The following is a 9,950-nucleotide window of genomic DNA, read 5'->3' as shown; positions in this document are numbered from 1 at the left end:
ACTACAAGGCAGGAGCAGACACTCAAACCAACCTGTGGGAGCCCCGACCTCGGGGCGAAACGATTGCAGCCTGACTGCCTATTTCGGCGGTGCCTGAGCGATTCGCCGCGAGGTCGCGGCTCCCACAATGGATCGGATAACGGCCGCTACCGCCACTTAGCCGCCAAAGTCGCCGAACCTGGGCTTAAAGATCATGAACAGGTTCTTAGCGTTTCTTCGGCTTGTTCTTGGACTTCTTACCCTTGGGCAGCGGCAGGGCCTGTTCGAAGGCATTGCGCATCTCTTCGAGCTTCCTGTCGCGCAGGTCGTGGATGCGTTTGTCGCGCTCGGCGGCGAAGTCGATCAGTTTCACATCATTGCTCATAGCGGCGTCCGGATCAGACGAAACGTCAGGTTCAGTCGGGGAGCACAAGGCTTGCGCGTCTTGGCCACCTGGTGCTGCCAATGATGCTGCGTCTGGCCGCCCATGACCAGTAGCGAACCATGGGCCAGTTGCAGCGAATGCTCGATGCGCGTGGCGCCCTTGCGGCGCAGGTCGAAGCGCCGCTCGCCGCCCAGGCTCAACGATGCCACCAACGGCTCGATGCCCAGTTCATGCTCGTCGTCGCTGTGCCAGCCCATGGAGTCCTGGCCATCGCGATAGTAGTTGAGCAGCACGCCATTGAGCGGCTGGCCAAGGCTGTCGACCAGGCGCTGGCGAATCTCGGCCAGCAGTGGCGTCCAGGGCAGCGGCTGGTGGGTCATGCCGGAATAGCGGTAACTGGCTTCGCGATCGCCATACCAGGCCAGCAGGCGCGGCACCGGATGATGACGGCCGAACAGCAGCACCTCGGGTTGCTGCCAGGGCGTCTGTTCGACCAGCCGCCGCAGCCAGTCATCAGCCGTCACGGCGTCGAGCCAGTGGGGCTGATAGGTGAGTTCGGCATCGGCAAGCTGCTGCGCGCCGCCGTCGAACAAGCCACCCTGAGCGCCGGGCATCAAACCTCCACGTCCACCCAGAGGCCTTGGCGCGGAAGCTGGTCGATGGCCGGCTCATCCGCCTCGTCGATTTCACCCTCGGCCAGCTCGGCCGCCGTGTAGCCCCGTCGCTGCCGACGGCGCTGCTCTTCGCGCAAGCGCTCTTCCACCTCCTGGGGGTGGCGCTTGTCGAGCCCGACCGCATCCTCCTGAGCCGCCTCGGCGGTCGGCGTCACCGGCGCGATGTCCGGACGCGGCTTGACCACGTCCTGCTGGGCGGTGACGGGAATCAGGCTGTGAGGAATCGGCGGCAGCATGGATGACCTCTCTTTGCAGCGTTATCGGCCATACGGCGGGCGACTTTATGGCTGCGTTACTACACTGTCTGACCGGACGCGTGTCGGTAAGTGCCAAAACAGGCGTGATGCGCCTTTGGTCGAGCCGAGGGTCTGTTGCCGTTTCACGCACGGCCGCGCCGGAGCCCGTTTTGCCGCGAGGCAAGGCACGAGCCGCGAAGTTTAGTGGACTAAATGAGCCGGCGAGAAACGCAGTATCGCGGCAAAACGGGCCCGGCCCTCCGGGTTGTGCGAGAAATCTCGCCATGCGTCGTTGGAGGACTTGGCAAGGGAACAGCCATTCCCTGCGCCCTCCGCCTAGCGGATCGCCGCCCGGCCTAGCGAGATTTCTCGCGGCAACGCGGCTCGCGTTGAAATGGCAACAGACCCTAGCCCTGCGGTAACATAGCCGGCTTTTTCACAGGTGGAGACAGGCAGCATGGCGGAGTATCAACCGGGGCAACGCTGGATCAGCGACAGCGAAGCGGAACTGGGCTTGGGCACCATCCTGATGCAGGATGGCCGCATGCTCACCGTGCTCTACCCTGCCACCGGCGAAACCCGTCAGTACGCAGCCCGCAATGCGCCGCTGACCCGCGTGCGCTTCTCGCCGGGCGACGAGATCACCCATTTCGAAGGCTGGAAGCTGACCGTGCGCGAAGTCGACGACGTCGACGGCCTGCTGGTCTATCACGGCCTCGATGGCAAGAACCAGGCCGTCACCCTGCCGGAAACCCAGCTGTCCAACTTCATCCAGTTCCGCCTGGCCAGCGACCGTCTGTTCGCCGGTCAGATCGACCCGCTGCCGTGGTTCTCGCTGCGCTACCGCACCCTGGAGTTCACCAGCAAGCAGGTGCAATCCTCGCTGTGGGGCCTGGGCGGTGTGCGTGCACAACCTATCGCTCACCAGCTACATATCGCCCGTGAAGTGGCCGACCGTATCGCCCCACGGGTATTGCTGGCCGACGAAGTGGGCCTGGGCAAAACCATCGAAGCCGGCCTGGTGATCCACCGCCAGTTGCTCTCGGGGCGCGCCAGTCGCGTGCTGATCCTGGTGCCGGAAAACCTGCAGCACCAGTGGCTGGTGGAGATGCGCCGCCGCTTCAATCTGGAAGTCGCCCTGTTCGATGCCGAGCGCTTCATCGAGAGTGACGCCAGCAACCCGTTCGAAGACGCACAACTGGCGCTGGTCGCGCTGGAGTGGCTGTGCGAGGACGAGAAGGCCCAGGACGCGCTGTTCGCTGCGGGATGGGACCTGATGGTGGTCGACGAAGCCCACCATCTGGTCTGGCACCCGGAAAAGGCCAGCCGCGAGTACAGCCTGGTCGAGCAACTGGCCGAAGTGATTCCCGGCGTGCTGCTGCTCACCGCCACCCCGGAGCAACTCGGCCAGGACAGCCACTTCGCGCGCCTGCGCCTGCTCGACCCGAACCGCTTCCATGACCTGGAAGCCTTTCGCGCCGAAAGCGCCAGCTACAAACCGGTGGCCGAGGCGGTACAGGAACTGCTCGACCAGGGCCAGCTCAGCGCCCAGGCCCGTGATGCCATCGGCAGCTTTCTCGGCGATGGCAGCCGCGAATTGCTGGATGCTGCCGACGGCGGCGACACCGACGCCCGCGCCCGCCTGGTACGCGAGCTGCTCGACCGTCATGGCACCGGCCGCCTGCTGTTTCGCAACACCCGCGCCGCGGTACAAGGCTTCCCGGAGCGCGAGCTGCATCCCTACCCGCTGCCGAGCCCGGACGAATACATGGAGCTGCCGCTTGGCGAGCACGCCGAGCTGTACCCGGAAGTCAGCTATCAGGGCCAGGCCGACATCGAGGAAGACCAGCGCTGGTGGCGCTTCGACCCGCGCGTCGAGTGGCTGATCGACACCCTGAAGATGCTCAAGAAGTTCAAGGTGCTGGTGATCTGCGCCCACGCAGAGACCGCCATGGACCTGGAAGACGCCCTGCGCGTGCGCTCCGGCATTCCGGCCACGGTGTTCCACGAGGGCATGAGCATCCTCGAGCGTGACCGCGCCGCTGCCTACTTCGCCGATGAAGAATTCGGTGCCCAGGTGCTGATCTGTTCGGAAATCGGCTCCGAAGGCCGCAACTTCCAGTTCGCCCATCACCTGGTGCTGTTCGACCTGCCGGCCCACCCGGACCTGCTCGAGCAGCGCATCGGTCGCCTCGACCGCATCGGCCAGAAGCACAAGATCCAGCTGCACGTGCCGTACATGGAAAACAGCCCCCAGGAGCGTCTGTTCCAGTGGTACCACCAGGCGCTGAACGCCTTCCTGGCCACCTGCCCGACCGGCAACGCCCTGCAGCACCAGTTCGGCAGCCGCCTGCTGCCGATGCTGGAAAACGCCGACGACGGCCAGTGGCAGACGCTGATCGACGAAGCCACCGCCGAGCGCAAGCGTCTGGAAGGCGATTTGCACGCCGGTCGCGACCGCCTGCTGGAACTCAACTCCGGCGGTGCCGGTGAAGGCGAGGCGCTGGTCGAAGCGATCCTCGAGCAGGACGATCAGTTCGCCCTGCCGATGTACATGGAGCAGCTGTTCGACGCCTTCGGCATCGACAGTGAAGACCATTCCGATAACGCCCTGATCCTGCGCCCGAGCGAGAAGATGCTCGATGCCAGCTTCCCGCTCGGCAACGACGAAGGCGTGACCATCACCTACGACCGCGACCTGGCACTGTCCCGCGAGGACATGCAGTTCCTCACCTGGGAACACCCCATGGTGCAAGGCGGCATGGACCTGGTGCGCTCCGGTTCGATGGGCAACACCTCGGTGGCGCTGATCAAGAACAAGGCGCTCAAGCCCGGCACCGTGCTGCTGGAGCTGCTGTACGTCAGCGAAGTGGTAGCGCCACGCAAGCTGCAGCTCGGCCGCTACCTGCCGCCGGCTGCGCTGCGCTGCCTGCTCGACGGCAACGGCAACGACCTGGCATCGAAGGTCTCCTTCGATACCCTCAACGACCAGCTCGAAGCCGTGCCGCGCGCCAGCGCCAACAAGTTCGTGCAGGCCCAGCGTGATGCGCTGACGCCGAAGATCGCCGCTGGCGAAGCCAAGATCTCGCCGCGCCATGTCGAGCGCGTCACTGAAGCCAAACGCCGCCTGGCTGCCGAGCTGGACGAAGAACTGGCCCGCCTGACCGCTCTGCAGGCGGTCAACCCGAGCGTACGTGACAGCGAACTGGATGCCTTGCGCGAGCAGCGCGAACAGGGCCTGGCCATGCTCGACAAGGCCGCTCTGCGCCTGGAAGCCATTCGGGTGCTGGTCGCGGGTTGAGGTCGTCAGCTCGCCCTCTTGCAGAGGGCGAGATTGGCTTCAGCGCATTGCAAGGAGTCTGGTCTGCGGCAGGAAAGGGACTTCAGTCTCGCCGTACCTTAAGTGCTGGCTGCGCCATTCGCCGCGGGTCGCGGCTCCTACAGGATCGTGCGTAATTAGAGACCTGTGGGAGCCCCGACCTCGGGGCGAATCGATGATGGCCGGCGCGCGATCTGAACGCCCAATCCATCGATTGATCGCAGCCGCACCTCCAGTGCGGGCTGCGCCATTCGCCGCGGGTTGCGACGCCTAAAGCATCGCGTGTGTCAGCGATCTGTGGGAGCCCCGACCTCGGGGCGAATCGATCGCGGCATTCACGCCCCATCGCCCCTTACACCATCTGCAATCGCTGCTTGCGCGTCGGCGCCGGGTAGGCGCTGTCGATCGCCTGAAGATCGGCGGCGCTGAGCTGCAGCTCGGCGGCTGCGGCGTTTTCGGCCAGGTGCCGGGGATCGCTGGCCTTGGGAATCACCAGTACGTTGGGTTGACGTAACGCCCAGGCCAGAGCGACCTGGGCAGTGGTCGCACCATGCTGCTGCGCCACCTGCTGCAGCGCGGCGTCCGCCAGCAGTGCACCGCCCTGCCCCAGCGGGCAGTAGGCCATCAGCGGCATGTTCTGGCGCTGTTGCCACGGCAGCAGGTCGAACTCCACGCCCCGCGCCTCGGGGTTGTAGAGCACCTGGTTGGTCACGCAGGCCGGCTCGCCGAGCTCCTGCAGATCATCCAGATCGAAATTGGAAACGCCCCAGCGGCCGATCTTGCCCTGCTCACATAGGCGCTCGAAGGCCTCGACCGTTTCGTCCAGCGGGTACCGGCCGCGCCAGTGCAGCAGATAGAGGTCGATATGTTCGGTGCCCAGGCGCCTGAGGCTACGCTCGCACGCCGCCGCCACGCCATTGCGGCTGGCATTGTGCGGATAGACCTTGCTGACCAGAAAGACCTGATCAAGCTTGCCGGAAATAGCCTCGCCGACAACCTCTTCGGCTCCGCCTTCGCCATACATTTCGGCAGTGTCGATCAGCCGCAGGCCGCGCTCGACGCCTTCACGCAGCGCGGCGACTTCGCCTTTGCGCCGATCACGGTTTTCGCCCATACGCCAGGTGCCCTGGCCTATCACCGGTACCTGAGTGCCGGCCAATTCGAGTGTGCGCATCATGCTTCCTCCTGGTGATTGCATCCTGACCGGCTGGTATGGCTCAGGTTCAGGCCAACGACGCGGGGCTAGGTTTATGTAAAGGCAGGATTTTTTTGACCGATCGGTCGGACAGCGCGTCGCTCAGCGGCTACGCTGTGAAGGAAAGGACAAGCCAGGGCCAGTTAACCATGGGCGCACTATGGCGATCCGACTCCGCACCGCCTGTACGCGAACACAAGGTCGCTACCGCGGTGCCGCGCAACCCCCAGCCCCGCAAGCACCCTGTGCGCTGGGTGGTCGGCTCGACGCTGTTGCTCGGGCTGGTCGGAGCGAGTGGATTGCTGATCTACGAACTGCGCACCGCCCATTTCCAGTCCAGCGAACTGAGCCGCTACGCCGCCACGCTCACCTATGAAATCGAAGACGGCCCCAGTGACGCCATCGTCTATCCCGATAGCGGCCCCTTCGATCAACGCCAGGGCTACAGCCGCCTGCCGGCCTTCATCGAACGCCTGCAGGGCCGCGGTTTCGAGGTACTGCAGCAAGCCCGTTTCTCGGCTGCACTGACCAATTACACCGAGCACGGTTTCTTCCCGCCCTTCGCCGAGAAGGCGCAAACCGGTGTGAACATCGAGGATTGCCGCGGCACACCCTTCTACACCGTGCGTAACCCACGCCAGCGCTACACCGACTTCACCGCCATTCCACCGCTGGTGGTCGGCAGCCTGCTGTTCATCGAGGACCGCCAGTTGCTTGCTGCCGAGCCGGCCGAAGCCAACCCGGCGGTGGACTGGCCGCGCTTCGTGAAAGCGGCGCTATCCCAGGTCGGCAAGTACGTCGGTATGCAGGATCAGTCCGCCGGTGGCAGCACCCTGGCCACCCAGCTGGAGAAGTACCGCCACTCCCCGGACGGCATTACCCATGCGCCGGCCGAGAAACTGCGCCAGATGATCTCCGCCAGCGTACGCGCCTACCAGGGCGGCCCGCAGACACTCGTGGCCAGGCAGAACATCGTGCGCGACTACCTCAACAGCGTGCCGCTCTCGGCCGCCCCCGGCCATGGTGAGGTGCACGGCCTGGCCGATGGCCTGCGCATCTGGTTCGGCGTGGATTTCGTCACCACCAACCGTCTGCTCGACGCCGAGCAGGCCAGCGATGCCAACCTGGCCGAGCGGGGCCTGGCGCTGCGCCAGGTGCTATCGCTGATGATCGCCCAGCGCCGGCCCTCGTATTACCTCGCCCAGGGCCGTGCAGAACTGGCCGCGCTGGTCGACAGCCACCTGCGTCTGTTGGCCGACGGTGGCGTGCTGGACAGCACGCTGCGCGACGTGGCCCTGGCCCAGCAGGTGACTTACCGCGACTGGCAGACCGATCCCAACCTGCAGCGCATCGACAGCGACAAGGGCATCAGCATGGCGCGGGCACGATTGGCCGGCCTGCTCAATCTGTCCTACTACGAACTCGACCGCCTCGACCTGGAAGCCCGCGCCAGCCTCAATTCGGACCTGCAGCAACAGGTCAGCCTATACCTCGAACAGCTCGCCGACCCCGCCTTCGCCGAAGGCGTCGGCCTGTTCGGCGATCGCCTGCTGTCGCCCAGCAAGACCGGCGACGTGCGCTACAGCTTCACCCTGTTCGAGCGCACGCCCAATGGCAACCAGGTACGCGTGCAGACCGACAACACCCACCAGCCCTTCGATATCAACGAGAGCAGCAAGCTGGAGCTGGGTTCCACCGCCAAGCTGCGGGTCATGGCGACCTATCTGGAAGTGATCGCCGAACTGCATGGCCGGCTGGCGGGTATGAGCCCGGCGCAACTGCGCGGGCAGGACGTGGCCGATCAGGATCTGCTCAGCCGCTGGGCCATCGACTACCTGCAGACAAACCCGGGTGCCGACCTGGCCGGCATGCTCGACGCCGCGCTGGAGCGCCGTTACTCGGCGAACCCCGGTGAGCGCTTTTTCACCGGCGGCGGCCTGCATACCTTCGGCAACTTCCGCCGTGAGGACGATGGCAGGCGCCCCACCCTGCGCGAATCGCTGCGTGAATCGATCAACCTGCCTTTCGTACGCCTGATGCGCGATCTGGTGCGCTACAGCACCTACCAGGCACCGGGCAACAGCGCTGCCCTGCTCAAGGACGATAAAGATCCACGGCGCCAGGAATACCTGAGCCGTTTCGCCGACCGCGAGGGCACCACCTTTCTGCTGCGCTTCTGGCGCAAGTACCAGGGGCAATCGGCCCAGGAGCGCCTGGACACCTTCATCGGCGGCCTGCGTCTCACCGATACGCGCCTGGCGGCCGTGCACCGCTACCTGATGCCGGATGTCGATCAGGCCACCTTCGCCAACTTCATCCGTGCTCACTTGCCCGGCACGCGAATCAGTGACAAACATATCGACGAGCTTTATCGGCGCTACGGCCCCGGTGCCTTCAGCCTGCCGGACCAAGGCTATATCGCCCGCGTGCACCCGCTGGAGCTATGGCTGCTGGCCTACCTGATCGACCATCCCCAGGCCGCCTTCAATGACGCGGTGACCGCCAGCGCCGAGCAGCGCCAGGAGGTCTACGGCTGGCTGTTCAAGAGCCGCCACAAGAGCGCCCGCGACAGTCGCATTCGCATCATGCTGGAGGTCGAGGCGTTTCTGGATATCCACCAGCGCTGGCAGAACCTGGGCTACCCGTTCGAGTACCTGGTGCCGTCCCTGGCCACCGCTCTGGGCAGCTCGGGTGATCGCCCTGCGGCCCTTGCCGAGCTGATCGGCATCATTCAGAACGACGGCATCCGCTTGCCCACCGTGCGCATCGACAGCCTGCATTTCGCCGGCGGCACGCCCTACGACACGCGCCTGGGGCACGTGCTCGAAGCGGGCAAGCGGGTGATGGCCCCGGAGGTCGCCGCGGCGCTGCGCGAAGCCCTGTCACAAGTGGTGGATGGCGGTACCGCGCGACGCTTGCAGGGCGCTTTCACCCTTGCCGACGGCAGCCCGTTGACCCTGGGCGGCAAGACCGGCACCGGCGATAACCGCATGACCAGCGTCGGCCGCGCAGGCCAGGTGATCAGCTCACGGGTGCAGAACCGCACTGCCACCTTCGTGTTCTTTCTCGGACCGGACCACTTCGGCACCCTAACCGCCTTCGTGCCAGGCCGCGCCGCAGAGAATTTCCGCTTCACCTCGGCACTGCCGGTGCAGGTGCTCAAGGGCATGCAGCCGATTCTGGCGCCCTACCTGCAGACCGGCGCCCGCACGCAATGCGCGCCGCCACCGCAGCAGCAAACGGCGCAGGTGGTTCGCTAGAGGCGGCTGCGATTCAAGCTGTCGCTACATGGCACGAGCAGCAGGTCGACCGCTTTGGCTTTCTGGTGCTCCTCGTGCCGCAAAATTAGCAGACGATACCAATCGCCCCTTCAGGAGGCCGAACGAAATCGTTGTGGAGAGGGTTGAGCGGCATGGATGCCGCGAGAGCCGCGATGGGCCAGGGATGGCCCTTCGCGGCGTGCCCTCGGAGCAATGATGGAGCGAGGGAACCCCAGCGAAGCTGGGGCCGGATGTCGGGGCTAGACTTTTTGGTTTCTTTTGGGGCGATGCCAAAAGAAACCCGCTCATCAGAGCGGAACCGAACGCATGAACAACGCGATAACGCTGGTAAACCACAGCTCATGTATAGCGTGTAGAACGTAAAGAGCTCGCGGCTAAAGCCCCTCCTACCAGATAAACTCTGCTTACCGTCGGCTGCGGCCTTGCTCGCGCCTTTCCCTAGCGCCAGCGAACCCTAGCGCTTCTGCCTCAGATACAACGCCTCCACCTTCTCCCGCGCCCAGGGCGTTTTGCGCAGGAAAGTCAGGCTCGACTTGATGCTTGGGTCGCTCTTGAAGCAGCGGATGTCGATGCGCTGGGCCAGGCCTTCCCAGCCGAATTGCTCGACCAGTTCGGTCAGTATGGCTTGCAGGGTGATGCCGTGCATCGGGTCTTTGGATGAGGTCATGGCGAGTTCCTGATGGCTGGGCCGCAAGCTTACCAGCAGGCACCAATGAAAAGGCCCGGACAGTGTCCGTAATGCTGTTCACTTAAGCGGAGCAGCCTTACGATCCACTGGATATCGGGTTTTGGAAATCTTCACCGTCCTGGGTCTTCCCGGCCTTGGACGGTGATCCAGAAACATTCCTCCGATACCTCCCCGCAGCTCAGCCAACCTTCTG

The 9,950-nt window shown here is 64.8% G+C and carries 7 protein-coding genes and 1 pseudogene; 2 read left to right on the top strand and 6 right to left on the bottom strand.

Annotated elements, in window-relative coordinates:
• Positions 1-205 precede the first annotated feature (205 nt).
• Genes BVH06_RS25750 through BVH06_RS16595 form a run of 3 tightly spaced genes read right to left on the bottom strand, consistent with a single transcriptional unit; the run spans position 206 to position 1,274 of the window.
• Positions 206-364 carry a hypothetical protein gene (locus BVH06_RS25750; RefSeq protein WP_168172920.1) on the bottom strand — a complete coding sequence of 53 codons (159 nt, stop codon included), beginning with the start codon at positions 362-364 and terminating at the stop codon, positions 206-208.
• Positions 361-978: an alpha-ketoglutarate-dependent dioxygenase AlkB gene (locus tag BVH06_RS16600; protein WP_075934820.1), complete on the bottom strand. Its 618-nt coding sequence runs from the start codon at positions 976-978 to the stop codon at positions 361-363. Before BVH06_RS16600 ends, BVH06_RS25750 begins: the two co-directional genes overlap by 4 nt.
• A complete protein-coding gene (locus BVH06_RS16595; protein ID WP_075932087.1) occupies positions 978-1,274 on the bottom strand; it encodes an aspartate-semialdehyde dehydrogenase in 297 nt (98 codons plus the stop codon). The genes BVH06_RS16600 and BVH06_RS16595 overlap by 1 nt, the downstream gene beginning before the upstream one ends.
• A 457-nt stretch (positions 1,275-1,731) precedes the next feature.
• On the opposite strand from BVH06_RS16595, the gene rapA reads away from it, so the two are divergent.
• Entirely contained in the window at positions 1,732-4,575 is a 2,844-nt protein-coding gene (rapA, locus tag BVH06_RS16585; protein ID WP_075932088.1) for an RNA polymerase-associated protein RapA, read from the top strand.
• Positions 4,576-4,945: 370 nt separating this feature from the next.
• Here rapA and BVH06_RS16580 read toward each other — a convergent pair whose 3' ends face one another.
• On the bottom strand, positions 4,946-5,767 hold the full coding sequence (locus BVH06_RS16580) for an aldo/keto reductase (protein WP_075932127.1): 822 nt from the start codon (positions 5,765-5,767) through the stop codon (positions 4,946-4,948).
• A 170-nt stretch (positions 5,768-5,937) separates the two neighbouring features.
• Between BVH06_RS16580 and BVH06_RS16575 the strand changes: the two genes are divergently transcribed.
• Positions 5,938-9,048, top strand: a complete 3,111-nt coding sequence (locus BVH06_RS16575; RefSeq protein WP_075934819.1) for a transglycosylase domain-containing protein — start codon at positions 5,938-5,940, stop codon at positions 9,046-9,048.
• A gap of 475 nt (positions 9,049-9,523) precedes the next feature.
• On the opposite strand, the gene BVH06_RS16570 is transcribed toward BVH06_RS16575, so the two are convergent.
• Positions 9,524-9,736 (bottom strand): VF530 family DNA-binding protein, encoded by a 213-nt coding sequence (locus tag BVH06_RS16570; RefSeq protein ID WP_075934818.1) that lies wholly within the window; start codon positions 9,734-9,736, stop codon positions 9,524-9,526.
• A 78-nt stretch (positions 9,737-9,814) separates the two neighbouring features.
• Positions 9,815-9,950: pseudogene (locus tag BVH06_RS25495) on the bottom strand (IS4 family transposase); the annotation flags it as partial.

This window comes from Pseudomonas sp. PA27(2017), from assembly GCF_001945445.1.
In the GTDB taxonomy this organism is placed as follows: Bacteria; Pseudomonadota; Gammaproteobacteria; order Pseudomonadales; family Pseudomonadaceae; genus Aquipseudomonas.
The sequence above is the reverse complement of the archived record's forward strand: the minus strand, read 5'-3'. Positions and strand labels throughout refer to the sequence as shown.

Bases quoted from the DNA above. Each gene is read 5' to 3' on its own strand.
- BVH06_RS25750 (WP_168172920.1), bottom strand. From the start codon at position 364: ATGAGCAATGATGTGAAACTGATCGACTTCGCCGCCGAGCGCGACAAA.
- BVH06_RS16600 (WP_075934820.1), bottom strand. From the start codon at position 978: ATGCCCGGCGCTCAGGGTGGCTTGTTCGACGGCGGCGCGCAGCAGCTT.
- BVH06_RS16595 (WP_075932087.1), bottom strand. From the start codon at position 1,274: ATGCTGCCGCCGATTCCTCACAGCCTGATTCCCGTCACCGCCCAGCAG.
- rapA (WP_075932088.1), top strand. From the start codon at position 1,732: ATGGCGGAGTATCAACCGGGGCAACGCTGGATCAGCGACAGCGAAGCG.
- BVH06_RS16580 (WP_075932127.1), bottom strand. From the start codon at position 5,767: ATGCGCACACTCGAATTGGCCGGCACTCAGGTACCGGTGATAGGCCAG.
- BVH06_RS16575 (WP_075934819.1), top strand. From the start codon at position 5,938: ATGGGCGCACTATGGCGATCCGACTCCGCACCGCCTGTACGCGAACAC.
- BVH06_RS16570 (WP_075934818.1), bottom strand. From the start codon at position 9,736: ATGACCTCATCCAAAGACCCGATGCACGGCATCACCCTGCAAGCCATA.